Annotated in this window: 17 protein-coding genes, 2 tRNA genes and 2 rRNA genes; 14 read left to right on the forward strand and 7 right to left on the reverse strand. The window is 65.6% G+C overall.

Annotated features, from left to right (window positions below; translation table 11 throughout):
- The first annotated feature begins 61 nt into the window (after nucleotides 1–61).
- Nucleotides 62–2,371, forward strand: a complete 2,310-nt coding sequence (locus tag ASC87_RS21530) for a S8 family serine peptidase (RefSeq protein ID WP_056667160.1) — start codon at nucleotides 62–64, stop codon at nucleotides 2,369–2,371.
- Here ASC87_RS21530 and ASC87_RS21535 read toward each other — a convergent pair.
- Nucleotides 2,355–3,692 carry a diguanylate cyclase gene (locus tag ASC87_RS21535; RefSeq protein ID WP_056667163.1) on the reverse strand — a complete coding sequence of 446 codons (1,338 nt, stop codon included), beginning with the start codon at nucleotides 3,690–3,692 and terminating at the stop codon, nucleotides 2,355–2,357. The genes ASC87_RS21530 and ASC87_RS21535 overlap by 17 nt on opposite strands.
- Nucleotides 3,693–3,885: 193 nt before the next feature.
- Between ASC87_RS21535 and ASC87_RS21540 the strand changes: the two genes are divergently transcribed.
- Together ASC87_RS21540 and ASC87_RS21545 are read left to right on the forward strand one after the other, a co-directional pair.
- Complete coding sequence (locus ASC87_RS21540) at nucleotides 3,886–5,088, forward strand: ABC transporter substrate-binding protein (RefSeq protein ID WP_056667166.1); 1,203 nt, start codon at nucleotides 3,886–3,888, stop codon at nucleotides 5,086–5,088.
- A 4-nt stretch (nucleotides 5,089–5,092) separates the two neighbouring features.
- Nucleotides 5,093–6,088, forward strand: a complete 996-nt coding sequence (locus tag ASC87_RS21545) for an aromatic ring-hydroxylating dioxygenase subunit alpha (RefSeq protein WP_056667170.1) — start codon at nucleotides 5,093–5,095, stop codon at nucleotides 6,086–6,088.
- Here ASC87_RS21545 and ASC87_RS21550 read toward each other — a convergent pair.
- Both ASC87_RS21550 and ASC87_RS21555 read right to left on the reverse strand, forming a co-directional pair.
- A complete protein-coding gene (locus ASC87_RS21550; protein ID WP_056667173.1) occupies nucleotides 6,080–7,399 on the reverse strand; it encodes a histidine kinase dimerization/phospho-acceptor domain-containing protein in 1,320 nt (439 codons plus the stop codon). The two genes, ASC87_RS21545 and ASC87_RS21550, sit on opposite strands and share 9 nt — an antisense overlap.
- On the reverse strand, nucleotides 7,396–8,082 hold the full coding sequence (locus ASC87_RS21555) for a response regulator transcription factor (protein WP_056667175.1): 687 nt from the start codon (nucleotides 8,080–8,082) through the stop codon (nucleotides 7,396–7,398). The genes ASC87_RS21550 and ASC87_RS21555 overlap by 4 nt, the downstream gene beginning before the upstream one ends.
- Before the next feature lie 63 nt (nucleotides 8,083–8,145).
- On the opposite strand from ASC87_RS21555, the gene ASC87_RS21560 reads away from it, so the two are divergent.
- A complete protein-coding gene (locus ASC87_RS21560) occupies nucleotides 8,146–8,853 on the forward strand; it encodes a phosphatase PAP2 family protein (RefSeq protein WP_235582238.1) in 708 nt (235 codons plus the stop codon).
- Nucleotides 8,850–10,496 carry a phosphoethanolamine transferase gene (locus tag ASC87_RS21565; RefSeq protein ID WP_056667177.1) on the forward strand — a complete coding sequence of 549 codons (1,647 nt, stop codon included), beginning with the start codon at nucleotides 8,850–8,852 and terminating at the stop codon, nucleotides 10,494–10,496. Before ASC87_RS21560 ends, ASC87_RS21565 begins: the two co-directional genes overlap by 4 nt.
- A 7-nt stretch (nucleotides 10,497–10,503) precedes the next feature.
- Here ASC87_RS21565 and ASC87_RS21570 read toward each other — a convergent pair whose 3' ends face one another.
- Nucleotides 10,504–11,013 (reverse strand): TlpA disulfide reductase family protein, encoded by a 510-nt coding sequence (locus ASC87_RS21570; protein ID WP_082568842.1) that lies wholly within the window; start codon nucleotides 11,011–11,013, stop codon nucleotides 10,504–10,506.
- 15 nt (nucleotides 11,014–11,028) lie between these two features.
- On the opposite strand from ASC87_RS21570, the gene ASC87_RS21575 reads away from it, so the two are divergent.
- On the forward strand, nucleotides 11,029–11,712 hold the full coding sequence (locus tag ASC87_RS21575; protein ID WP_056667178.1) for a DUF4197 domain-containing protein: 684 nt from the start codon (nucleotides 11,029–11,031) through the stop codon (nucleotides 11,710–11,712).
- Nucleotides 11,713–11,798: 86 nt separating this feature from the next.
- Here ASC87_RS21575 and ASC87_RS21580 read toward each other — a convergent pair whose 3' ends face one another.
- Nucleotides 11,799–12,965: a hypothetical protein gene (locus tag ASC87_RS21580; RefSeq protein WP_056667181.1), complete on the reverse strand. Its 1,167-nt coding sequence runs from the start codon at nucleotides 12,963–12,965 to the stop codon at nucleotides 11,799–11,801.
- A 174-nt stretch (nucleotides 12,966–13,139) separates the two neighbouring features.
- Complete coding sequence (locus ASC87_RS21585; RefSeq protein ID WP_056667637.1) at nucleotides 13,140–14,396, reverse strand: CaiB/BaiF CoA-transferase family protein; 1,257 nt, start codon at nucleotides 14,394–14,396, stop codon at nucleotides 13,140–13,142.
- 54 nt (nucleotides 14,397–14,450) lie between these two features.
- Between ASC87_RS21585 and ASC87_RS21590 the strand changes: the two genes are divergently transcribed.
- The 3 genes from ASC87_RS21590 to ASC87_RS21600 all read left to right on the forward strand — a co-directional run bounded on the left by ASC87_RS21590 (nucleotide 14,451) and on the right by ASC87_RS21600 (nucleotide 15,813).
- Nucleotides 14,451–14,969: a hypothetical protein gene (locus tag ASC87_RS21590; protein ID WP_235582239.1), complete on the forward strand. Its 519-nt coding sequence runs from the start codon at nucleotides 14,451–14,453 to the stop codon at nucleotides 14,967–14,969.
- A 156-nt stretch (nucleotides 14,970–15,125) separates the two neighbouring features.
- Nucleotides 15,126–15,575, forward strand: coding sequence for a PTS sugar transporter subunit IIA (locus tag ASC87_RS21595; protein WP_056667188.1), 450 nt, complete (start codon nucleotides 15,126–15,128; stop codon nucleotides 15,573–15,575).
- Nucleotides 15,544–15,813 (forward strand): HPr family phosphocarrier protein, encoded by a 270-nt coding sequence (locus ASC87_RS21600; RefSeq protein WP_056667191.1) that lies wholly within the window; start codon nucleotides 15,544–15,546, stop codon nucleotides 15,811–15,813. The genes ASC87_RS21595 and ASC87_RS21600 overlap by 32 nt, the downstream gene beginning before the upstream one ends.
- A 25-nt stretch (nucleotides 15,814–15,838) precedes the next feature.
- On the opposite strand, the gene ASC87_RS21605 is transcribed toward ASC87_RS21600, so the two are convergent.
- Nucleotides 15,839–16,684, reverse strand: coding sequence for a GNAT family N-acetyltransferase (locus tag ASC87_RS21605; protein ID WP_056667194.1), 846 nt, complete (start codon nucleotides 16,682–16,684; stop codon nucleotides 15,839–15,841).
- Nucleotides 16,685–16,820: 136 nt separating this feature from the next.
- Here ASC87_RS21605 and ptsP point away from each other — a divergent pair, with 136 nt between their 5' ends.
- The 5 genes from ptsP (at nucleotide 16,821) to ASC87_RS21630 (ending at nucleotide 23,948) form a co-directional block, all read left to right on the forward strand.
- The gene (ptsP, locus tag ASC87_RS21610) at nucleotides 16,821–18,599 is read left to right on the forward strand and encodes a phosphoenolpyruvate--protein phosphotransferase (RefSeq protein ID WP_056667196.1); all 1,779 of its coding nucleotides are present in this window, start codon (nucleotides 16,821–16,823) and stop codon (nucleotides 18,597–18,599) included.
- 381 nt (nucleotides 18,600–18,980) lie between these two features.
- A 16S ribosomal RNA gene (locus ASC87_RS21615) occupies nucleotides 18,981–20,511 on the forward strand.
- A gap of 125 nt (nucleotides 20,512–20,636) precedes the next feature.
- Nucleotides 20,637–20,713, forward strand: a tRNA-Ile gene (locus tag ASC87_RS21620).
- A gap of 9 nt (nucleotides 20,714–20,722) precedes the next feature.
- Nucleotides 20,723–20,798 (forward strand) — tRNA-Ala (locus ASC87_RS21625).
- Between the two features lie 271 nt (nucleotides 20,799–21,069).
- A 23S ribosomal RNA gene (locus ASC87_RS21630) occupies nucleotides 21,070–23,948 on the forward strand.
- The 16S and 23S rRNA genes sit together here with 2 tRNA genes alongside, the layout of an rRNA operon.
- Nucleotides 23,949–24,085 lie beyond the last annotated feature (137 nt).

The raw sequence follows: 24,085 nt of genomic DNA on the forward strand, positions 1-24,085 counted from the left end.
GAAAATGCCGCATTGCCCACGAACCCGCGTTGGCAGCGTGCGTGGTCAAGGAAACCCGGCGATGAGCAGAAGATTCGATTGGGGGCGTTGCGCCACCCTGGGCGTTGTGTTGTGCACCGCGAGCGGCGCGTTCGCCGCCGACCTGTCGGCCATGGGCCGCCTGGCTCCGCAAGGCACCCCCGACAACGAAGCCCGGGTCATCGTGAAGTTCAAGGCGTCGGCGGCCACGGTCCGGTCCATTCCGCTCGATGCCTCCCGCACCGCGGCGAAGGTGCACAACGTGATGCAGGCCCGCGCGGATGCGCTGTCGGCCCGTGCCGGCACCACGCTGGTGGCCGGCCGCACGGTGTCCGACCGCGCCCAGGTGGTGCTGGCCAGCGGGCTCGGCAGCGAGGCGCTCGCGGCCCGGCTGCGCGCCCATCCCGACGTGGAATACGTCCAGGTCGACCGCTTCCGCACCCGCCTGGCCGTGCCCAATGACCCGTTGTACGGCCCGGTGTCCGGCACCTCGCCGGCCTCGGGCCAGTGGTACCTGAAGGCGCCGGCCGGTGCCATCGTCTCGTCGATCAACGCGCCGCAGGCCTGGGACATCACGCGCGGCACGTCGGCAGTGGTCGTGGCCGTGCTCGACACCGGCATCCGCAAGGACCACCCCGACCTCCAGGCGGGGCAACTGCTGCCGGGCTACGACATGGTCGAGAGGACCAGCATCTCGAACGACGGCGACGCACGCGACAGCGACCCGTCCGACCCGGGCGACTACTACACCACCGCCGAGGCGGCGGCCAACACCATCACGGGCTGCACCGCGGCCAACAGTTCCTGGCACGGCACGCAGACGTCGGGCCTCATCGGCGCCACCTGGAGCAACAACCTCGGCATGGCCGGGGTCGCGGGCGGCGGCACGAAGGTGCTGCCGGTGCGGGTGCTCGGCAAGTGCGGCGGCTGGGACTCCGACATCCTCGCGGGCATGCGCTGGGCCGCCGGCCTCGCGGTGAGCGGCATCGCCACCAACGCCACCCCGGCCCGCGTGATCAACATGAGCCTCGGCGGTGACGGCAGCTGTGATGCCGCCTACGCCGACGCGATCGCCGAGCTCACCACTCAAGGCGCGGTGGTCGTGGCCGCCGCGGGCAACGGCTCCGGCCATGCGCTCGGCGTGCCCGCCAGCTGCACCGGGGTCGTGGCCGTCACCGGCCTGCGCCACACCGGCACGAAGGTGGGTTACTCCGACGTGGGCCCCAACGCGGCCATCGCGGCGCCGGCAGGCAACTGCGTCGACACGTTCGGCAGCACCTGCCAGTACCCGATCCTCAGCACCACCAACGCCGGCACCACCACGCCGGTGGCCGGTTCGGCGGCCTACACCAACGGCACCAACTACGCGGTGGGCACCAGCTTCTCGGCACCGCTGGTGTCCGGCACGCTCGCGTTGATGCTGTCGTCCAACCCGTCGCTGTCCGCGGCGCAGGCGGTGTCGCTGATGCGGTCCACGGCTCGCCCGTTCCCGGTCACCGGGGCGGACGCCGGCGTGGCCACCTGCCATGCCCCCACCGGCACCGACCAACTCGAGTGCTACTGCACCACCACCACGTGCGGCGCCGGCATGCTCGACACGGGCGCTGCGGTGCTCGCCGCGGCGGCGGCCGGCGCCGATTCGACCACCTCGTATGTGCGCGCCGTGGCCACGGCCACGCCGGCCATCCCTGATCCCGGCCAGGCCGTGGTGCTGTCGGCCGCGTCCACCCAGGCCAGCACCGGCCGGTCGGTGGTGGCCACCACGTGGTCCATCGTCGACGCCGGTGGCGTCGTCACCACCTTCAGCGGCGACGCCACCCAGTCCACCGTCACCATCGTGCCCACGGCCGTCGGGCAGTTCACGGTGCGCCTCACGGTCCAGGACGACCAGGGCGCCACCAACAGCACCGACCTCGCGGTGCCGGTCGATGCGCTGTCGGTCGGTGTGTCCGCCAGCACCTCGGTGCCCCAGGTGGGCCAGACCGTGAACCTCAGCATTGCCAACCAGGTGCTGAGCGCCGGCCGGTCGCGGGCCAGCGTGGGCTGGGCCGTCGTCGAGGGCACCGGCACGGTGGCCGCGGTGGGTTCGTCCAACACCGACCGTGCGGTGCTGACACCAGGGGCTGCCGGTCCCATCACGGTGCGCCTGACCATCACCGATGACCTCGGCAAGCAGGCCACGTCCGACTGGAAGGCCACCGTCACGGCCACGTCGTCGTCCACGTCGGCCGCGTCGTCCGACAGCGGTGGCGGTGGTGGTGCCGTGTCCCTGGCCGACCTGATGGTGGCGGCGTTGCTGTTGCTGGTGCTGTGGGCCGGCGTGCGCCGCGCCCCGATCACGCTGTCGCGCTGAGGGGCGCCCACACCCGGTTGCGGCCCACCCGCTTGGCTTCGTAGAGCGCGGCGTCGGCCAGGCGCACCAGGTCTGCCGGCGTGGTGCCGCTGGGCACCGTCACCGAGGCGGCGCCCACGCTGACGGTCACCCACGGGGACGTCTCCGTCTTCGCCGACGGCATCTGCAACTGCTGCACCGCCAGGCGGATGCGTTCGCCCACCTGCATCGCACCCTGGGCGGTACAGCCGGGCAGCACCACACCGAATTCCTCGCCTCCGTAGCGCGCCACCAGGTCGGTGGGGCGCAGGTTGGCGCCGCTGATGGCCTGGACGATCCGGCGCAGGCATTCGTCGCCGGCCTGATGGCCGAAGCGGTCGTTGTAGGCCTTGAAATGGTCCACGTCGATCAGCAGCAGCGACAGGCATGCACCGTCCCCCGAGCGGGGCGACAGGCTGAAGTTCACGTCGAGCGTGGTGTCGAAATGGCGCCGGTTGTAGGCGCCGGTCAGGCCATCCACCTGGGCCAGCCGGGCCATCGAATCCCGTGCGTCGCGCACGCTCGACATCATGTGGCCGAGCGCGGTCAGCAGTTGACCGGGTTCGTCAGGGGAGGCGGGTGGCATGGGCTGGTCGAGTTCACCCCCCGCGACGGCTTGCGCCAGTTCGACGGCCTGGCCGAGCGGCGCCGTGATGCTGCGGGTCAGGGCCCAGGCCACCACGGCAGCGAGCACCACGGCGGCGATCGTGATCGCCGCGATGGCCCGGTCGGTCCGGCGGCTGGCCGCATCGAACGCGTCGAGGTGCTCCAGGATGGCCGTGTTCTGTACGTCGATCAGTCGATCCAGGGCCAGCAGCCATTCGCCCTGCACCGGGGCGACCTCGCGCGCGAGGATGAGCGAGGCCTGCCTGGGGTTGAACGCAAACACCAGCTCACGCGCGCGCGCCATGTGGGGGGCGACACGCTCGGCGTACTGCCGGGTCTCCAGCACGATGGCCCGCTCCCGCTCGGACAGCGGCAGGGTCGAGAAGGACAGCATGGCGCGGTCGTAGGCCGCCCGCTCCAGGTCGAGCGATCGCATGTCCTCGACGGCCTCGTCGAAACCGATGGCCAACCCGAGCCGGCGCCCGAACATGCCTTCGCGGTACTGGTGCTGGCGCATCTCGCTGACATAGGCGAGCTTGTTGCTGGACTCCGCCATCACCGTGCCCAGTTCCTGGCGAGGCTGGCGGCCGGCGAACATCGCGACGGCCGCCATGCCGATCATCAGGGCCAGGATCAGGCCGAAGCACCACACCAGGCGGTAGCCGATCCGGACCTCTCGAAGAAGAGAAACCACCATGTACGTCCATCGTCCCGGCTCCGCCGGGTCGGGCCGCTGGGTGCGATGGTGCGCGCAGCGGACGTTATCAATCCCTGACATTCGACCAAATCGCGCGGATATGCAGGGCAGGGCATTGGATGCGCGGCCCCCCGCGTAAACTAAGCCACAAATCATGATCGTTTTGCCTCGTTCCCGGCTGCAACGCTGCCTGATGTCCCTGCTTGCCGCCGGCGTGTGCCAGGTGCACGCCGGTGACCAACCTCCCGTCGAGGTATTGCACTGGTGGGCGGCCGGCGGGGCGCCGTTGAACGGGGTGCGCGCGGACCTTGGCCGCCGCGGGTTCGCATGGAAGGACAGTGCGCCGCAGGGCGGCGAGGAGCGCAAGCTGCTGTTCGCGAAGGCACGCAACGGCATGGGCCAGCTCCCGGACGCGCTGCAGCTGCACAGCTTCAGCCTGCGCGAATCGGCGGCCCGATATGTCTCGTGGGATGCCCTGGCGGCGGCCGAACACTGGGACCAGGTCCTGCCCGTGCCGCTGCAACAGGCGGCCAAGGTCGGCGGCCACTGGCGCGCCGTGCCGCTGAACATCCAACGGTCCAACTGGATCTGGGCCAACAAGGCGATCTTCGACGAGTTGAAGCTCACCCCGCCCACCACGTTCGACGAACTGCTCGAGGTGGCTCGCCGCGTGAAGGCCGCCGGATACCTGCCCCTCGCCCACGGCACTGAACCGTGGCTGCATACGCTGATGTTCGACAACGCGGTGCTGGCGGTGGGCGGGCCGGTCTGGTACCGCAAGGCCCTGGTCGAGCAGGACCCGGTGGCCCTGGCCAGTCCGAAGATGGTGACCGTGTTCGAGCAGGTGAGGGCGCTGTCGCGCCTCGCCGAGGACAACGCCAAGGGGCGCGCATCGACCTTCGCCACGGACATGGTGGTGTCGCGCAAGGCCGCGATGCAGCTGATGGGCGATTGGACCAAGGGGGAGTTCTCGAAGCGTGGCCAGCAGGCGCGCCGCGATTTCATCTGCTTCCCCTACCCGGGTACGGCCGGCAGCTATGTGTTCGTCGCCGACCTGTTCGCGATGCCCGACCTGGGGCCGGCGCGCCGCGAGGGCCAGCAGGCGCTGGCCCGCACGCTGATGGATCCGGACACCCAGATGGCCTTCAACCTGGCGAAGGGGTCGATCCCGGCGCGCAACGACGTGCCACTCGACCACTACGACGACTGCGCCCGCCAATCGGCACATGACCTGCAGGCCGCGGCGAAGCAGCACACGCTGGTGAGCCGGTTCGTCGCCGAAACACCCGAGGTCCTGCGCAACGCGGTGACCGCGGTTGTGACACAGTTCGTGGAATCCGACGAACCCGCTGCCAGCGCGGCCGCACGCCTCCAGCGCGCGCTGCGCAAATCCTGACCTGATGACCCAAGACCCCGTGTTGTGGAACGACTGGCACCCGGTGGCCTGGTCGCACCAGGTGCCGCCCGGCGCTTTGGTGCCGGTGCAACTGCTCGACGAAGAACTCGTCGTGTGGCGCCGCGCCGATGGCGCCCTGCAGGCCTGGGACGACCGCTGCCCGCACCGCGGCGCCAGGCTGTCCCTGGGGCGGGTGGCCGGTGACACGCTGACCTGCCCGTACCACGGCTGGCGCTTCGACGGCGATGGCCGCTGCGTGCTGCGCCCCGCGCAACCCGGTGGCCCCCTCCCGAAGGACCCCGTCGTCGACACCTTCCACGTGCGCGAACGCCACGGCCTCGTCTGGGTGTGCCTGGGCACCCCCGCCCACGACGTGGTGCCGTTCGAGGAATTCGGCGACCCGCGCCTGCGCGATGTGTTCGCCGGCCCGTACGCGGTCGACGCGTGTGGCCCGCGGGTGGTCGAGAACTTCATCGACATGGCGCACTTCGGGTTCGTGCACGACGGCATCCTCGGCGATGCGCACGCCACCGAGATCCCGCCGTACGACGTCGAACCGTTCGTCGATGCCACCGGCCGGGCGGGCGTGCGCGCCACCGGCATGACCGTCACGCAGCCGCGCGCGAATCCGCAGGCCACTGCGCCCGCGGACGTGCGGTACGGCTACCGCATCTCGCGGCCGCTGCAGGCCATCCTCACCAAGCAGGTGGCCGGGGCCGGCGTGGCGGAAGCCGTCACGTTGTTCATCCAGCCCGTGGCCGAGACCCGTTGCCTCGTGTGGATGGTGTTTTCCGCGCTGCGTTCGCCGGAGGCCGACGACGAGGTGCGGGCGTTCCAGGACATGGTGTTCGCGCAGGACAAACCCATCCTCGAATCGCAGCGCCCGAAACGCCTGCCGCTGCAGGTGCGGGCCGAACTCGCGCAGCGGGCGGACCTGCTGTCCGCACACTATCGCCGCTACCTGCGCGAGATCGGGTTGTCCGCGGGTGTGTCACCCTGAGAAGGTGATGCGATAGCAGCGCACCGCCGGGCCGGATGGCACCTCCGCGAACTCGGCCCCATGGATCGCCGCCACCTTCTCCACCACACGGTGACCGAGGCCGAGGCCCAGCCGTGACACCGCGGCGTCGCTGCGGAGCGGCGCCGTGCCGGTGGGGTCGTGGGCGTTGGTGACCTGCAGCCACCGGCCTTCGGCGTCGACCGTCACCTCCACCACAGTGCCCGGCGGGGCGTGGCCCAGCGCGTTTTCGATGAGGTTGCGCAGGGCCAGTTCGAGCAGCAACTCGTGGCCGGTGGCGCTGAAGGCCGGCGCGCCTGACAGCGCGAGCTCGTGGCGTCCGTCGAGCGCTGGCTGCGCGTAGCCGGCCAGCACCCGGGCCGCCATGGCCACCACATCGAACGGCACCGCGGCCTCGGTCAGTTCCGCGTGGCTGGCGCGGGCGAGGGTCAGCAGGTGCTGCAACACTTGCCCGGCCCGCAGCGCATCGCTGGCGATGCGGCCGATGGCCTGCTGGCGTTCGGCCTCCGACAACGAACCTTGCAGCGATTGCGCATGCAACGCCAGTGATGCGAGTGGCGTGCGCAACTCGTGCGCCAGTTCACCCGCCAGGTGCCGTTCGCGGGCCATCGCCGCCTGGTACCGCACGATCAGGGCGTTGACCGATTCCACCACGGCCCGGAATTCCTCGTGGCGGTGGTCCGCCTGCAGCGGCTCGCCGGACTGGATGTTCAACGCGGCCACGTCGTTCGACAGGCGCCCGAGCGGCCGCAAACCGCGGCGGATGGCCAGGCCGAGCGCGATGGCCACCACGGGCAGCAGCCACAGGCCGGGTTCGGCCACCTGGCCTGCAATGTCCCATGCCAGGTCGTCGCGTTCGTCGATGCTCAGCAGCACCATCAGGCGCCGCCCATGGGCGGGTGAATCCCAGCGGGCGAACGTGCGCCACGCTTCGGCCGGCTGGCCGAGTTCGAGGGTGGCGAACCCTTCGCCCGGGTCGAAGGGCGGCTCGGGCGCGTCGCCTGTGCGGCTCAGCACCCGCCCGTTGGCATCCCAGACCACCACGCTCATCGATTGCTGGTAGTCGTGGCGCTTCAGGTCGGGCGTCGGGGGTGACGCATCGCGCGCGCTGATGAACTCGTTCGTGCGCTGGCTCATCAGCAGCGACGCCGTGCTGGCCAGGTGGCCGTCGGTGAGTTCGTCGGCCTCGTGGACCCCCGTTCGCAGCCCGATCACCACGAAGCCGGCCCACACGAGGGCAAGCGCACCCAGCACCCAGGCGAGCAGGTGGCCGATCAGGGTGCGGCGTTTCATGCCGGGGTGTCGGCGGGCACGAAGTAGCCCACGCCGCGCATCGTGCGGATCACGCTGTCGCCGAGCTTGCGGCGCAGGTGGTGCACGTGGACCTCGATCGCATTGCTGTCGAGCAACTGGTCGAAGTTGTAGAGCTTCGCTTCGATCTGCGCGCGCGACAGCACGCGCGGCCTCGCTTCCATCAACGTGAGCAGGACGGCGAACTCGCGGGCCGACAACTCGATGGCCTGTCCGTCGCGGGACACCGTGCGGGAGACGGTGTCGATCTCGAGGTCGCCACATCGCAGGCTGGCCTGCGCCCGGCCACCGGAACGGCGGCGCAGCGCGCGGATGCGTGCGGCGAGTTCGCCCGCATCGAACGGTTTGATCACGTAGTCGTCGGCGCCCATGTCGAGTCCGGCGATGCGCGAGGCCACTTCGTCCCGGGCCGTCATGATCAGCACCGGGGTGGCGGGATCGGGCACGCCGGCGGGTGGCGAAGCGCGCAAGCGGCGAAGCAGTTCGCTGCCGTCGGCATCGGGCAAACCGAGGTCGAGGAGCACGAGGTCGAAGGACTCTGCGCGCAGCGCGGCCCACGCGGCTGCCACATTGCCGGCCACGTCGACCGCAGCGCCTTGCTGGCGGAGGTTGGCCCTCAGCCCGTCGGCAATGCCCTCATCGTCTTCGACCACCAGTACACGCATGGCCGGATTGTGCACGCCGGGGCTTAAGGATGGCTTAAGCCACGGGGCGGATCGTGCGGTCCCATGATCAAGTTGCAAGAGCGGCCCCACGCGGGTCAACGACCGGGCTACCTGGGCGTGGCGCTGGCCACGCTGTTCGTTTCCGTGTGTCTGTTCCTGTGGGAGGTGTCGGGCCGCGACATGGCCTGGGCGCACACGTTCGGCAACGAACACGGCTTTCCCTGGCGTGACCACTGGTTGTTCTCCGAGGTGCTCCATGAAGGGGGGCGGCGGCTGTCGTGGGCCTTTGCCCTGTTCCTCTGCCTGGGGGTGTGGTGGCCGGTCGGTGTGTTGCGCCGCATCGGCCTGTCGCATCGCCTGCAGCTGGCTGCCACGGCGATGGTGGCCAGTGGGGTGGTGGTCGCGATCAAGTCGGGCAGTGGCTCCAGTTGTCCGTGGGACATGCAGGCCTTTGGCGGGGTGGCGCACTTCGTGCCCCACTGGCGCCTGTGGGGCCTGCCCGATGGCGGCAGTGGCCATTGTTTTCCGGCCGGCCATGCATCGGCCGGGTTTGCCTTTGTCGGCGGCTGGTTCGTGTTCCGCGCGTGGCCGCGTGTGGCCGCCGTGTGGCTCGCCTCGGCCGTCGGCGCGGGCCTGGTCTTCGGTGTGGCCCAGCAGGTGCGTGGGGCTCACTTCATGAGCCACACCTTGTGGACCGGCTGGATCTGCTGGGTCGTGGCGTGGGCCATCGATGCCGTGTGGCCGCGTGTCGCGACGGAGGTGCTCGCATGAACACGCTGGTCATGAAGTGGCGCCGCCGCCGGGTCTCCCTGGGGTGGCCCAACGTCAGCCGCCCTTCGGTGCTGATCGCCGCGGTGTGTGTGTGGATCGCCACGCTGGGCAACGTCGCGCTGTGGCGCGAGCTGTCACGGCTCGGCGTGTGGCACGGCCTGGCCGGCTGGACGCTGGTGGCGGGCATGGCCGTGGGCATCGGTGGCCTGATGGCGCTGTGGTTCAGCGTGTTCGCATGGCGCCGCACGCTCAAGCCGATGCTGGTGTTGATGCTGCTGGCCGCAGCCGGGTGCACGCACTTCATGCTGTCCTACGGGGTCGTGATGGACCCGCCGATGATGGTCAACGTGGTGCAGACCGACGTGCACGAGGCCACCGACCTCCTGAACGTGCACCTGTTGGTGAACCTCGTGCTGCTGGGCGTGCTGCCAGCCGTGTGGGTGGTGTGCCAGCGGGTGTCGTATGGCCCGTGGCTGCGCCGCCTGAGGGGCAACCTGCAACTCGGGGCGGCCGCGGTGGGGCTGGCATTGGTCGCGGTGATGGCCTGTTTCCAGCCGCTGGCCTCGACGATGCGCAACCACCACGAGGTGCGTTACCTGATGACCCCCCTCAACGTGGTCTACGCAGTGGGGAAGACCGCGTTCGCGGGCCCGGTGCGCTCGCACGACCTCCTGCCGATCGGCGTCGACGCCGTGGCGGGCACGCGGTTCGGCACCACCCGGCCCCCGCTGCTGGTACTCGTGCTCGGTGAAACCGGCCGCGCCGGCAACTTCGGTGTCAACGGCTACGCCCGCGACACCACGCCGGCCCTGGCCCAGGAAGACATCGTCAGCTTCCGCAATGTGTGGTCGTGTGGCACGAGCACGGCGGTGTCGGTGCCGTGCATGTTCTCGCGCCTGCCGCGCAAGACCTTCTTCGACCGCGACCACGAGGAGGAAGGCCTGCTCGACGTGCTGCAGCGGGCCGGCTACGGTGTGCTGTGGCTCGACAACCAGGGTGGGTGCAAGGGCGTGTGCGACCGGGTGCCCAACGTGTCGACCTGTGCCGATGGCGAGTGCCTCGACGGTGTGATGCTGGCAGGCCTGGACGACCGGCTGGCGGCGCTGCCCGCGGAACGCCGCGCGCGTGGCGTGGTGCTGGTGCTCCACCAGATCGGCAGCCACGGCCCGGCCTACTACCGCCGTTCGTCACCCGACACCAAGCGGTTCCTGCCGGAGTGCACCCAGAACGAACTGCAGGCCTGCTCGCGCGACGAGCTGGTCAACGCCTACGACAACAGCATCGCGTACACCGACCGCCTGCTCGGCGACAGCATCCACTGGCTGCAGCGCCACGAGACCGCGTGGCAGCCGGCCCTGGTGTACGTGGCGGACCACGGCGAGTCGCTCGGCGAGAACAACCTGTACCTGCACGGGCTGCCGTATGCCGTGGCGCCCGATGTGCAGAAGCGCGTGCCCTGGATCACCTGGATGTCCCCGGGCTTCGAGCGATCGGCCGGGGTGGACCGCGGCTGCCTGCGCGGCCGCGTGGACAACGAGGTGTCCCACGACCACTACTTCCACTCGGTGCTGGGGCTGCTGGGCGTGCACACGTCGGTGTACGACGCGGCGCTCGACGCCTACGCCCCGTGCCGCAACGGCTGAGGCCGCGTCAGGCTTCGGCGATGAGCCGGTCGATCAGCGCGTGCAGTGCCGCGAAATCGGGCTCGCCCACGTAACGCTTGACGATTTCGCCACGCTTGTTGATCAACACGGTGGTGGGCGTGAGCTGCACGTCGCCGAACTGCTGCGCCATGTGGCCGAGGTTGTCGATCACGACGGTGAACGGCAGCTGGCGCGACTGTGCGAAGTTGACCACGTAGGCCGGCGGGTCGTACGACATGGCCACCGCGAGCGTGTCGAACCCCTTGCCGGCGTACTTCTTGTGCGTGGCGATGATCTGCGGCATCTCCTTCACGCACGTGGTGCAGCTGGTGGCCCAGAAGTTCACCAGCACGACCTGGCCCTTCAGGTCGGACGTGCGGGCGGTGCTGCCGTCGAGCCGCGTGTAGGCGACGTCGGGGGCCATCGTTGCCGTGCCGACGGACAGCGCCACCAGGGTGGCGCCGGCGGCGAAGATCACGGCGCCGAGGCCGATGGCAAGATGGCGGGTCAGTTTCATGTTCAGGAGCATTCCATGCAGCGCAGAAAGTTTACGTCAGCCACCTTGTTGGTGCTGGCCGCGGGACGTTGGGGAACGGCCGGTGCATCGCCGTTCAGCGAAACGGATGCCGCCAGCGGGGTGCGGGCGGCCCTGGAACGCGGGGCGGTGTCCGCCGTGGGCCTGCTCGGCCGCACGGATGGATTCCTCGGGAACCCGAAAGTTCGCATCCCGTTGCCGGGGTTCCTGAATGACGCGGCTTCGCTGCTGCGTGCCACGGGCCAGCAAAAGCGCGTGGACGCCCTGATCACGGCCATGAACCGGGCTGCCGAATCGGCGGTGCCCGAGGCCAAGGCGGTGCTGGTGAACACGGTCAAGAACCTGAGCGTGGAAGACGCCCGCCATCTCGTGACCGGGGGCGACAACTCGGTCACGCAATTCTTCGCGGACAAGACCCGCGTGCCGCTGGGCGAACGGTTCCTGCCCATCGTGACGCGGGCCACCGAACGGGTGTCGCTGGCAGCGAAGTACAACGCGGTGGCCGGCAAGGCCGCGGCGTTCGGGCTGCTGAGGGGCGACGACGCCAACATCGAGCGTTACGTGACCGGCAAGGCGCTCGACGGGCTCTACCTGATGATCGGCGAGGAAGAACGCAAGATCCGGCAGGACCCCATCGGCACCGGCAGTGCCATCCTGAAGAAGGTGTTCGGCGGGCTTTGAGGGCCCCCAGGGTCGGGCGGCACCCGACCCGCCCCCGGTGGGGGTCAAGGAACTTGGGGCGGCCCGGCGTTTCCTTGAGAGCCCGCTCAGGTGGTCTTCGAGAGCTCGAACATCAGCGCGGACGGCAGCGACGCCATGATGGCGTCGCGCCCCACGCGGGCCATGTTCAGACCGCCGAATCCGGAGATCTCGAAGGTGCTGCCTTCCTCGATGATCTCGATGAACGCCACATCGGACCCGTTCGACTCGCATTCGTTGCGCAGGTCGTTGAACCGGTCGCCGCGCAGCACGGCTTCGATGACGACCGCGTGTGGCAGCCCGCCGCGGCAGAACTCGCGGGCTTCCTGCACCGAATTCACGAAGTCGACGATCAGCCCCATGTTGCGGATGGCGTCGCGCACCTGCACGCGCACGTCGCGGCGGGACGCCACCACGAGCACCTGGCTGCCCGCCAGCGGCTTCGAGCTGATCGACGGCGAAAAGCCCTGGTCCAGCTCGATGGCGCTCACCCCTTCCAGCTGGTCGTTGACCGTGCGGGGGAATTCGATGGTGAGGGTGGTGCATGCCCCGTCGAACTTGCGGTCGAGGGGCAGGCCCATCGTCCAGGCCGTCTGTTCGACCAGGCGCCACGTGGTGGTGTCCAGCGCGGCACGGGCGGCGGTTTCGGCCGGTTCCTCGATGCCTTCGTCGGGGGCGCGGTAGGCGAACTTGCACACCACGCGTGCGTGGGTGGGCCAGGTCTTGATGTCGGTGCGGAACTCGATGTTCGACTGGGCGTGCGTGAGCGACCAGGCCAGCATCGCGTTGAACAGGCTGAACAGCAGGCAGGCATCCACGATGACCTCGGCCGGCTTGAGCATCTGCTTGATGACGATGCCCCGGGCCTGTGTTTCGCGGGCGCGCTGGTTCAGCACGTCCTTCAAGGTGTCGGTGAGCCGCAGCCGCTCATGGGTCTGGCGCAGCCGGCCGGACGCCAGGCGGGCGAGCTGCTGGCCGGTCATGCCGGCCAGGCGCACCTGCTGGATCTCTTCACCGAGGGCCCGCAGGCTCGCGCGGTCGATGCGGCCGGTGGCAGCGAGGGTCTGGACCCGCTCCAGCGCAGCCGTCAACGGCCCCGACATCTCGGCACACAGGGCCTGGACGACGTCGAGCCAGCGCGTGATGTCCGCCGCGGTCTTGTCGTCGGTCACCGGGATGGGGGTGGCGGTCGTCGTGCTGGCGCCGGGGGCGCGGTTCAGGTCACTCAGGTCCATGGCAGGTTCCATTCCTCGGAACACCGGCCGCCGGGCGAAAACCACTCGGCGCCGTTCCTATGACAAGAAGTGTCACCTGACTCGGGTCAGTTGTGACGGCTTGTCAGCGCCAAAACCCCGGACTGAGGGGGCCGGTGCGCCCCCTAACTCATGGTGGTGCCGCGTGAACAATGCTCAGATCACGCCTCGCTGGTGCAGGGCCGCCAGTTCCTGGGGCGTCCAGCCTCGTTCGCGCAGCACCTCGTCGGTGTGTTCCCCAAGCAGGGGCGGCGGGCGCCGGTACTGCACCGGCGTGCCCGAGAGTTTCATCGGGCTCGCGACCAGCCGGAGCGTGTCGCTCCTCGGGTGGGCCATGGGCACCGTCATCTCGCGGGCCACCACGTGGGGGTCGGCGAACACTTCCTCGAGGTTGTTGATGGCACCACACGGCACCTTCGCCGCCTCGAGGGCGGTGAGCCAGTCCTGTTTCGCGCGCGCCTTGATCAGGCCGGCCAGCAGGGGTACCAGCGTATCCCGGTGGCGCACCCGGTCGGCGTTGCGGATGAAACGCGGGTCGGCCGCAAGTTCGGGGCAGCCGGCGATGCCGCAGAACTTGGCGAACTGGCCGTCGTTGCCCACCGCGAGGATCAGGTGGCCGTCGGAGGTCTCGAACACCTGGTACGGCACGATGTTCTGGTGGGCGTTGCCCACGCGGCCTGGTGGCACGCCGGTGGTGAGGTAGTTGGCCCCAAGGTTCGCGAGCATCGCCACCTGCGTGTCGAGCAGCGCCATGTCGACGTGCTGGCCCTCGCCGGTGGCCTCGCGGTGGCGCAATGCCGCGAGGATGGCCACCGTGGCGTACATGCCGGTGAACAGGTCGGCCACGGCCACGCCCACCTTCTGCGGGCCGCCTCCGGGCAGGTCGTCGCGTTCACCCGTCACGCTCATGAGCCCGCCGATGCCCTGGATGGCGTAGTCGTAGCCGGCGCGCTCGCGGTACGGGCCGGTCTGGCCGAACCCGGTGATCGAACAATAGACGAGGCCGGGGTGGGCCGCGCGCAGCGAGGCCGCGTCGAGGCCGTAGCGGGCCATGTCACCCACCTTGAAGTTCTCGATGAACACGTCGCACTGCGCCACCAGGCGCCGGATCAGCGCCTGGCCGTCCGGGTGGGCGATGTCGACCGTGATCGACCGCTTGTTGCGGTTGGTACCCAGGAAGTACGCCGCTTCGGCGGTGTCGTCCCCGCCGCGGCCCTTCAGGAAGGGGGGGCCCCAGCCCCGGGTGTCGTCTCCACCGGCGCCGTCTCGCAGCGGGCGCTCGATCTTCAGCACGTCGGCGCCCAGGTCCGCCAGCGTCTGCGTGCACCAGGGGCCGGCCAGCACGCGGGACAGGTCGAGCACACGCACACCCGCGAGGGACTGCGGCAGGGGAGGAGGAGGCGTCTGGGTCATCCGGTCATTGTGCGGCAGGCCCACAACGATAATGTGGCCATGTCGGATCATTGGATGAGGCCCGCGCGCCGGGTGATGGGGGCCGCCGCGGTCGGGTTGGCGGCGTGTTCGCCCACCTACGATTGGCGCGACGTGCGGCCGGCCGACGCCGGCGTGCAACTGCTGTTCCCGTGCAAGCCCCGCACCGAGGCGCGGTCGATCACCCTGGCCGGCCAGCCTGTGCGCATGACCATGGTGGCGTGCGAGGCAGGCGGCAGCATGTTCGGCCTGGCGTTTGCCGATGCCGGCGACCCGGGCCGGGTGGCGCCGGCGCTGGCTGCGCTGCGCGCGGCCCAGGCCGGCAACCTGGGCGCCCCGGCGCAGTCCCTCGGCACGGTGACCGTGACCGGCGCGAACCCGGCGCCGGTGCCCGAGCGGGTGCAGGTGAACGGCCGCTTCCCGGACGGCACCGCGGTGCGCCAGCAACTGGTCTATTTCGCGCGGGGCACCCGGGTGTACCAGGTGGCGGTGATGGGTGAGGCCACCGCCGAGGCGGCCGGCACGTTTTTCGAGGGTATCCGCCCCGCGCCGTGACAGGTTGCCGCTGTGGCGTGTCGGCCATTCGGACGGGCGGCGCGTTGTGCAGTCAGCGTCTGATGTCTAATGCGGTGTGTGTTTTGAGGCGAAGGAGCCCCTGTGCACTGCATGAGCTTGAGCCCGTTGTCCCGGAACCACCGATAATTTCATGCCATGCCCGGTCTGTTGATCATCGCCCACGCGCCCATGGCCTCCTCGCTGAAGGCCGTGGCGGAGCATGCGTTCCCGGATTGCGCAGCCCGCCTGGCGGTGCTCGATGTCCTCCCCGACATGAGCGCCGAGGAAATCGAGGCGAAGGCCCGCGCGCTGCTGGCCGAGGTGCGTTCCCCCGATGCCTTGGTGTTCACCGACGTTTTTGGCGCCACGCCCTGCAACATCGCGCAGCGCCTGGCCGACGGTGAGCACGTCAAGGTCATTGCCGGGGTCAACGTGCCCATGCTGTGGCGCTCGCTCTGTTATGCCAACGAACCCCTCGATGCCCTGGTCGCCCGTGCGGTGGCCGGTGCCACGCAGGGTGTGATGCAGGTGGCCGTGTCGCGTCCGCAGAACCAAGCCTTCAAACCCGGTGCCAATGATCAAGTCCACCATCACCATCAGCAATAAGCTGGGCCTGCATGCGCGGGCCTCGGCAAAACTCACCAAGCTGGCCGGTTCGTTCCAGAGCGACGTTTTCATGGCGCGCGGCGACCGCCGCATCAATGCCAAGAGCATCATGGGGGTGATGATGCTGGCCGCCGGCCTCGGGGCCGAGGTGGAACTCGAAACGGCGGGTGCGGACGAGCAGGTCGCGATGGACGCCTTGCGCAAGCTCATCGACGACCGGTTCGGCGAGGCCGAATAGGCACCTCGCCGAACGCCCGGGCCACTCACGCGCCCAGGAAGTGCTTCCGGTAACGCGGGGGCAGGTCGCCGATGCGCATCAGCATCGGCAGGTCGGCGGTGTTGAAATCAGGATCCCAGGCTGGCGGGCCCAGCACCTTGGCGCCACACCGCAGATAACCCTTGATCAGCGCCGGCGCCTCGATGGGCAGGTCGCGCTGCAGTTCTTCCACCGGCAGCGGCAGGCGGGGCTGCACCTGCAGCTCGATCGGGGCCAGGTGGTCGCGGCGCAGCTGCTCCCACAGGCTCGCGGCCACGTGTCCGCCGTCGCGCATGCTGACGCTCGCACAGCCGATCATCGTGTCCAGGCGGTTGCGCACCATGAATTCCGCCAGGGCGCCCCACAGCGCCAGGATGGCGCCACCGGAGCGGTGGTCCGGGTGCACACACGAGCGGCCCAGCTCCACCATCGAGCCGCGCAGGTGGCGCAGGCGGGTCAGATCGAACTCGGTGTCGCTGTACAGGCTGCCCACGCGCTTGGCCGCGTCGGGCGTCAGCACCCGGTAGGTGCCGATCACGGGGCCGGTCTCGCCGCCGGCCGCCATGTCGCGCACCAGCAGGTGTTCACAGAACGGGTCGAACATGTCGATGTCGTGGCCGGCGGGGCTGCCGTGCGGCACGCTGAGGCGGGCGCCCATCTCCTGGGCGAACACCAGGTACCTCAGCTGTTGCGCTTGCCGAACGTCAGCTTCATCGCGAGCCCAAGCCACTTCGAGGCGAGGCGTTGCGGCCCGGCTGCCTTCGGTGTGCGGCGCTCGTCGGTGAAGCGACCTCCGGGTGTTTTCGCCCAGCAAATCGGAAATCGGCATCGTCGGCAGGGGCAAGTCCCTCATACATCTTTCTCCTGTTGGTGAGCGGATGGTTGATCGGCACGATGACGCGGCCGTGAACTCCGCATGACGCCTGCGTGACAGGCGGAAAGGGGTGGACCCTGATGTGGCGGAACGGACCGCGCTGCTACGATGGGACATGAGCTTTCAGGTCTTCGGTTTGCCCGTTTCCCGCGGTGTCGCCATCGGCCGTGCGGTGCTGGTCGCATCCAGCCGCATCGATGTCGCGCACTACTTCATCGATGAGGCCGACGTCGACCAGGAAGCCGAACGGCTTCGCCTCGCCCGCGACGCTGTCGCGAACGAACTGAGCACGCTGCAGCGCGACCTCCCGGCCGACGCCCCGCCCGAACTTTCCGCCCTCCTCGACGTGCACCTGATGCTGCTGCGCGACGAAACCCTCGTGCTGGCCACCCGGCAGTGGATCCAGGATCGGCACTACAACGCCGAATGGGCCCTGTCTGCCCAGCTCGAGGTGCTGGCCCGCCAGTTCGACGAAATGGAAGACGACTACCTGCGCGAGCGCAAGGCCGACCTCGAGCAAGTCGTCGAGCGCCTGCTGCGCGCCATGGCCCGGGGGCCGTCCACCAGCTATGCGCCTGCCCCGGGGGTGCGCCCGCGCGACTTCGCCGGGGAAGACCCCCTGGTGATCGTCGCCAACGACATCGCGCCGGCCGACATGCTGCAATTCAAGCGCAGCGTGTTCACCGGCTTTGTCACCGACGTGGGCGGCAAGACCTCCCACACCGCCATCGTCGCCCGCAGCATGGACATCCCCGCCGTGGTCGGTGCCCGGGAGGCCAGCCATCTGATCCGCCAGGACGACTGGGTGGTCATCGATGGCGACACCGGGGTCGTCATCGTCGACCCGTCGCCCATCGTGCTCGAGGAGTACCGCTTCCGCCAGCGCCAGAGTGGCCTGGAGCGCGACCGGCTGTCGCGCCTTCGGCACACGCCGGCCGTCACGCTCGACGGCGAACGGGTCGAGTTGCTCGCCAACATCGAGCTGCCGGGCGACGCCCCGGCCGCGCTGGAGGCTGGCGCCGTGGGGGTGGGGCTGTTCCGGAGCGAGTTCCTGTTCATGAACCGGGGCGGCGAACTGCCGGGCGAAGACGAGCAGTTCGAGGCCTACCGCGCCGCGGTCGAGGCCATGAAGGGGCTGCCGGTCACCATCCGCACGGTCGACATCGGCGCCGACAAGCCGCTCGACCGCATGTCGGCCAACGAATTGCGCCACGAGCACGCCCTGAACCCGGCACTGGGGCTGCGCGCCATCCGCTGGAGCTTGTCCGAACCCGGCATGTTCCGCCAACAGCTGCGCGCCATCCTGCGGGCCAGTGCCATGGGCAAGGTCCGCCTGCTCATTCCCATGGTGGCCCACCTGAGCGAGGTGCGCCAGGCGCTGGAAGCCGTGGCCCGGGCGAAGCAGCAACTGCTGGAGGCCGGCAAGCTGTGCGGCGACATCGAGATCGGCGCCATGATCGAAGTGCCGGCGGCCGCCCTGATGCTGCCGTCGCTGCTCAAGCACTTCGACTTCGTGTCGGTGGGCACCAACGACCTTATTCAATACACCCTGGCCATCGACCGCGCCGATGAGGCCGTTGCCCATCTATATGACCCGTGGCATCCGGCGGTGCTCAAGCTGCTGGCCCAGACCATCGCCGACGCCCGTGCCGCAGGCAAAAGCGTGGGGGTGTGTGGCGAGATGGCCGGTGACCCCGCGTTCACTGACCTGTTGCTGGCCATGGGCCTGCGCAATTTCTCGATGCATCCGTCGCGCATCGCCGCCATCAAGCAGCGCATCCTGCGCGCGGACACCCGCCAGCTGTCGCCTCACGTCGCCGACGTGCTCCGCAGCGACGATCCGGAGGCCACCGCCGAACGCCTCTTCAACCGCCGCGCCGTCGCGGCGGAGTGAAGTGCCCGTTCGGGCACTTCACGAAGATGTCACAAGGGTGTTGCGTCAGCCAGAAATCGTGCTACAGTCATGGACTTCGCTGAGTGCAGCGCGGTTCTGGCAAACGCCGAAACAGCAAGCAAGCAGCGAAGAAGAAAACGAAGCGATGTGTTGACAGTCTGAATAAAAGAATGCAATAATCGCTCTCTCTGCTGAATGCGACAAAACGCAAACAGCAGCGCGAAAACGGAAACGAATTCGCAAGCTCTTTAAAAATTAACAGCCGATAAGTGTGGGCGTTTGAAGGCGAGTGCCAAGAGTCGCAAGACTCGAGGTCTCATGGACCTTAAACGCTCATAGAAGTGAAGTTCACTTCAATTCTTTGAGTAAATTATCAAGATCGAACTGAAGAGTTTGATCCTGGCTCAGATTGAACGCTGGCGGCATGCCTTACACATGCAAGTCGAACGGCAGCACGGGAGCAATCCTGGTGGCGAGTGGCGAACGGGTGAGTAATATATCGGAACGTGCCCAGTAGTGGGGGATAGCCCGGCGAAAGCCGGATTAATACCGCATACGACCTACGGGTGAAAGCGGGGGATCGCAAGACCTCGCGCTATTGGAGCGGCCGATATCAGATTAGCTTGTTGGTGGGGTAAAAGCCTACCAAGGCGACGATCTGTAGCTGGTCTGAGAGGACGACCAGCCACACTGGGACTGAGACACGGCCCAGACTCCTACGGGAGGCAGCAGTGGGGAATTTTGGACAATGGGCGCAAGCCTGATCCAGCCATGCCGCGTGTGGGAAGAAGGCCTTCGGGTTGTAAACCACTTTTGTCAGGGAAGAAACGGCTCTTACTAATATTAGGAGCTAATGACGGTACCTGAAGAATAAGCACCGGCTAACTACGTGCCAGCAGCCGCGGTAATACGTAGGGTGCAAGCGTTAATCGGAATTACTGGGCGTAAAGCGTGCGCAGGCGGCTATGCAAGACAGATGTGAAATCCCCGGGCTCAACCTGGGAACTGCATTTGTGACTGCATGGCTAGAGTACGGTAGAGGGGGATGGAATTCCGCGTGTAGCAGTGAAATGCGTAGATATGCGGAGGAACACCGATGGCGAAGGCAATCCCCTGGACCTGTACTGACGCTCATGCACGAAAGCGTGGGGAGCAAACAGGATTAGATACCCTGGTAGTCCACGCCCTAAACGATGTCAACTGGTTGTTGGACGGCTTGCTGTTCAGTAACGAAGCTAACGCGTGAAGTTGACCGCCTGGGGAGTACGGCCGCAAGGTTGAAACTCAAAGGAATTGACGGGGACCCGCACAAGCGGTGGATGATGTGGTTTAATTCGATGCAACGCGAAAAACCTTACCTACCCTTGACATGTCTAGAAGTTACCAGAGATGGTTTCGTGCTCGAAAGAGAACTAGAACACAGGTGCTGCATGGCCGTCGTCAGCTCGTGTCGTGAGATGTTGGGTTAAGTCCCGCAACGAGCGCAACCCTTATCATTAGTTGCTACGCAAGGGCACTCTAATGAGACTGCCGGTGACAAACCGGAGGAAGGTGGGGATGACGTCAGGTCATCATGGCCCTTATGGGTAGGGCTACACACGTCATACAATGGCCGGTACAGAGGGCTGCCAACCCGCGAGGGGGAGCTAATCTCAGAAAACCGGTCGTAGTCCGGATCGCAGTCTGCAACTCGACTGCGTGAAGTCGGAATCGCTAGTAATCGCGGATCAGCTTGCCGCGGTGAATACGTTCCCGGGTCTTGTACACACCGCCCGTCACACCATGGGAGCGGGTTCTGCCAGAAGTAGTTAGCCTAACCGCAAGGAGGGCGATTACCACGGCAGGGTTCGTGACTGGGGTGAAGTCGTAACAAGGTAGCCGTATCGGAAGGTGCGGCTGGATCACCTCCTTTCTGGAAATTGCACTCAAATTCTTGCGCCCACGCTTATCGGCTGTAATTCACAACAGTGTGAAATGTGAGCCGGCAAATGCGTCCTGGCGCTGCCCAGGCCTTTGCGCTTCACTAAGAAGATTGCAGGGTCTGTAGCTCAGTTGGTTAGAGCACCGTCTTGATAAGGCGGGGGTCGTTGGTTCGAGACCAACCAGACCCACCAATATTCATTGGGGGATTAGCTCAGCTGGGAGAGCACCTGCTTTGCAAGCAGGGGGTCGTCGGTTCGATCCCGTCATCCTCCACCAATCACCACGATATTCATCGTTGACTCAAATGCCTGAACATGGGTGTTTGCGTCAGCGATTCGAAAGAATCGGCTGTTGTTCTTTAACAATTCGTAGAGTCGAAAATCAGAAGTTGCTGTCGGAAAGCGTCGCAAGACGCACCGTGCCGACAGTAACTGTTTTTGATTGCGTCAACAACAATTCAACTCGAAAGAGATTGAATTCGGCATAACGCGTAATACTCAAATATGAGTCCTTGACGACACTGCAGTCAGCGGTGTCAAAGTTATAGGGTCAAGTGACTAAGTGCATGTGGTGGATGCCTTGGCGATTACAGGCGACGAAGGACGTGATAGCCTGCGATAAGCTTCGGGGAGCTGGCAAATTAGCTTTGATCCGGAGATTTCCGAATGGGGAAACCCACCCGCAAGGGTATCGCATACTGAATACATAGGTATGCGAGGCGAACCGAGTGAACTGAAACATCTCAGTAGCTCGAGGAAAAGACATCAACCGAGATTCCGAAAGTAGTGGCGAGCGAAATCGGAAGAGCCTGCACGTTTTAGCATTCTTGATATCAGAACGGAATGGAAAGTCCGGCCATAGCGGGTGATAGCCCCGTATGAAAAATCTCGAGTGTGGAACTAGGCGTGCGACAAGTAGGGCGGGACACGTGTAATCCTGTCTGAATATGGGGGGACCATCCTCCAAGGCTAAATACTCGTAATCGACCGATAGTGAACTAGTACCGTGAGGGAAAGGCGAAAAGAACCCCGGGAGGGGAGTGAAATAGATCCTGAAACCGCATGCATACAAACAGTCGGAGCCTGGAAACGGGTGACGGCGTACCTTTTGTATAATGGGTCAGCGACTTACATTCAGTGGCAAGGTTAACCGAATAGGGAAGCCGTAGAGAAATCGAGTCCGAATAGGGCGTTCAGTCGCTGGGTGTAGACCCGAAACCAAGTGATCTATCCATGGCCAGGATGAAGGTGCCGTAACAGGTACTGGAGGTCCGAACCGACTAGTGTTGCAAAACTAGCGGATGAGCTGTGGATAGGGGTGAAAGGCTAAACAAACTTGGAAATAGCTGGTTCTCTCCGAAAACTATTTAGGTAGTGCCTCAAGTATTACCATCGGGGGTAGAGCACTGTTATGGCTAGGGGGTCATGGCGACTTACCAAACCATTGCAAACTCCGAATACCGATGAGTACAGCTTGGGAGACAGTGCACCGGGTGCTAACGTCCGGACACAAGAGGGAAACAACCCAGACCGCCAGCTAAGGTCCCCAAAATTGGCTAAGTGGGAAACGAAGTGGGAAGGCTAAAACAGTCAGGATGTTGGCTTAGAAGCAGCCATCATTTAAAGAAAGCGTAATAGCTCACTGATCGAGTCGTCCTGCGCGGAAGATGTAACGGGGCTAAGCCAGTTACCGAAGCTGCGGATGTGCAATTTATTGCACGTGGTAGGAGAGCGTTCTGTACGCCTGTGAAGGTGGCTTGTGAAGGCTGCTGGAGGTATCAGAAGTGCGAATGCTGACATGAGTAGCGTTAAAGGGGGTGAAAAGCCCCCTCGCCGAAAGCGCAAGGTTTCCTACGCAACGTTCATCGGCGTAGGGTGAGTCGGCCCCTAAGGCGAGGCAGAGATGCGTAGCTGATGGGAAACAGGTCAATATTCCTGTACCGATATGTAGTGCGATGTGGGGACGGAGAAGGTTAACTCAGCCGGGTGTTGGATGTCCCGGTTCAAGCGTGTAGTCGTATCCCTTAGGCAAATCCGGGGGAATTAGATGAGGCGTGATAACGAGGCGGCTTGCCGCTGAAGTGAGTGATACCCTGCTTCCAGGAAAAGCCACTAAGCTCCAGCTACATACGACCGTACCGCAAACCGACACTGGTGCGCGAGATGAGTATTCTAAGGCGCTTGAGAGAACTCTGGAGAAGGAACTCGGCAAATTGACACCGTAACTTCGGAAGAAGGTGTGCCTTTAGTAGGTGATCCATTTACTTGGTGAGCCCAATAAGGCCGCAGAGAATCGGTGGCTGCAACTGTTTATTAAAAACACAGCACTCTGCAAAGACGAAAGTCGACGTATAGGGTGTGACTCCTGCCCGGTGCTGGAAGATTAAATGATGGGGTGCAAGCTCTTGACTGAAGTCCCAGTAAACGGCGGCCGTAACTATAACGGTCCTAAGGTAGCGAAATTCCTTGTCGGGTAAGTTCCGACCTGCACGAATGGAGTAATGATGGCCACACTGTCTCCTCCAGAGACTCAGCGAAGTTGAAATGTTTGTGATGATGCAATCTCCCCGCGGAAAGACGGAAAGACCCCATGAACCTTTACTGTAGCTTTACATTGGACTTTGAACAGATCTGTGTAGGATAGGTGGGAGGCTTTGAAGCGGTGCCGCTAGGTGTCGTGGAGCCAACGTTGAAATACCACCCTGGTGTGTTTGAGGTTCTAACCTTGGCCCGTTATCCGGGTTGGGGACAGTGTATGGTGGGCAGTTTGACTGGGGCGGTCTCCTCCCAAAGCGTAACGGAGGAGTTCGAAGGTACGCTAGGCACGGTCGGAAATCGTGCTGATAGTGCATAGGCATAAGCGTGCTTGACTGCGAGACTGACAAGTCGAGCAGGTACGAAAGTAGGACTAAGTGATCCGGTGGTTCTGTATGGAAGGGCCATCGCTCAACGGATAAAAGGTACTCTGGGGATAACAGGCTGATACCGCCCAAGAGTTCATATCGACGGCGGTGTTTGGCACCTCGATGTCGGCTCATCTCATCCTGGGGCTGTAGCCGGTCCCAAGGGTATGGCTGTTCGCCATTTAAAGAGGTACGTGAGCTGGGTTTAAAACGTCGTGAGACAGTTTGGTCCCTATCTTCCGTGGGCGCTGCAAGATTGAGAGAGCCTGCTCCTAGTACGAGAGGACCGGAGTGGACGCACCTCTGGTGTATCGGTTGTCACGCCAGTGGCATCGCCGAGTAGCTAAGTGCGGAAGAGATAACCGCTGAAAGCATCTAAGCGGGAAACTCGTCTCAAGATAAGTCTTGCCGGGGCCTTGAGCCCCCTGAAGAGTCGTTCGAGACCAGGACGTTGATAGGCTGGGTGTGGAAGCGCAGTAATGCGTTAAGCTAACCAGTACTAATTGCTCGTGAGGCTTGACCCTATAACTTTGACTTGAAGTCAAAGACACGTTATGCCATAATCGTTGGCTGGCGTAATCAAGAACATTCTGATTGCAGTTGATCGCTGAACAAGCATCAACTGCCGACTCTGCGAATTGGCTGTCTTGCCAAARTCAAG

The organism is Rhizobacter sp. Root1221 (genome assembly GCF_001425785.1).
Classification (GTDB): domain Bacteria; phylum Pseudomonadota; class Gammaproteobacteria; order Burkholderiales; family Burkholderiaceae_C; genus Rhizobacter.

Bases quoted from the DNA above. Each gene is read 5' to 3' on its own strand.
- ASC87_RS21530 (WP_056667160.1), top strand. From the start codon at position 62: ATGAGCAGAAGATTCGATTGGGGGCGTTGCGCCACCCTGGGCGTTGTG.
- ASC87_RS21535 (WP_056667163.1), bottom strand. From the start codon at position 3,692: ATGGTGGTTTCTCTTCTTCGAGAGGTCCGGATCGGCTACCGCCTGGTG.
- ASC87_RS21540 (WP_056667166.1), top strand. From the start codon at position 3,886: ATGTCCCTGCTTGCCGCCGGCGTGTGCCAGGTGCACGCCGGTGACCAA.
- ASC87_RS21545 (WP_056667170.1), top strand. From the start codon at position 5,093: ATGACCCAAGACCCCGTGTTGTGGAACGACTGGCACCCGGTGGCCTGG.
- ASC87_RS21550 (WP_056667173.1), bottom strand. From the start codon at position 7,399: ATGAAACGCCGCACCCTGATCGGCCACCTGCTCGCCTGGGTGCTGGGT.
- ASC87_RS21555 (WP_056667175.1), bottom strand. From the start codon at position 8,082: ATGCGTGTACTGGTGGTCGAAGACGATGAGGGCATTGCCGACGGGCTG.
- ASC87_RS21560 (WP_235582238.1), top strand. From the start codon at position 8,146: ATGATCAAGTTGCAAGAGCGGCCCCACGCGGGTCAACGACCGGGCTAC.
- ASC87_RS21565 (WP_056667177.1), top strand. From the start codon at position 8,850: ATGAACACGCTGGTCATGAAGTGGCGCCGCCGCCGGGTCTCCCTGGGG.
- ASC87_RS21570 (WP_082568842.1), bottom strand. From the start codon at position 11,013: ATGAAACTGACCCGCCATCTTGCCATCGGCCTCGGCGCCGTGATCTTC.
- ASC87_RS21575 (WP_056667178.1), top strand. From the start codon at position 11,029: ATGCAGCGCAGAAAGTTTACGTCAGCCACCTTGTTGGTGCTGGCCGCG.
- ASC87_RS21580 (WP_056667181.1), bottom strand. From the start codon at position 12,965: ATGGACCTGAGTGACCTGAACCGCGCCCCCGGCGCCAGCACGACGACC.
- ASC87_RS21585 (WP_056667637.1), bottom strand. From the start codon at position 14,396: ATGACCCAGACGCCTCCTCCTCCCCTGCCGCAGTCCCTCGCGGGTGTG.
- ASC87_RS21590 (WP_235582239.1), top strand. From the start codon at position 14,451: ATGAGGCCCGCGCGCCGGGTGATGGGGGCCGCCGCGGTCGGGTTGGCG.
- ASC87_RS21595 (WP_056667188.1), top strand. From the start codon at position 15,126: ATGCCCGGTCTGTTGATCATCGCCCACGCGCCCATGGCCTCCTCGCTG.
- ASC87_RS21600 (WP_056667191.1), top strand. From the start codon at position 15,544: ATGATCAAGTCCACCATCACCATCAGCAATAAGCTGGGCCTGCATGCG.
- ASC87_RS21605 (WP_056667194.1), bottom strand. From the start codon at position 16,684: ATGAGGGACTTGCCCCTGCCGACGATGCCGATTTCCGATTTGCTGGGC.
- ptsP (WP_056667196.1), top strand. From the start codon at position 16,821: ATGAGCTTTCAGGTCTTCGGTTTGCCCGTTTCCCGCGGTGTCGCCATC.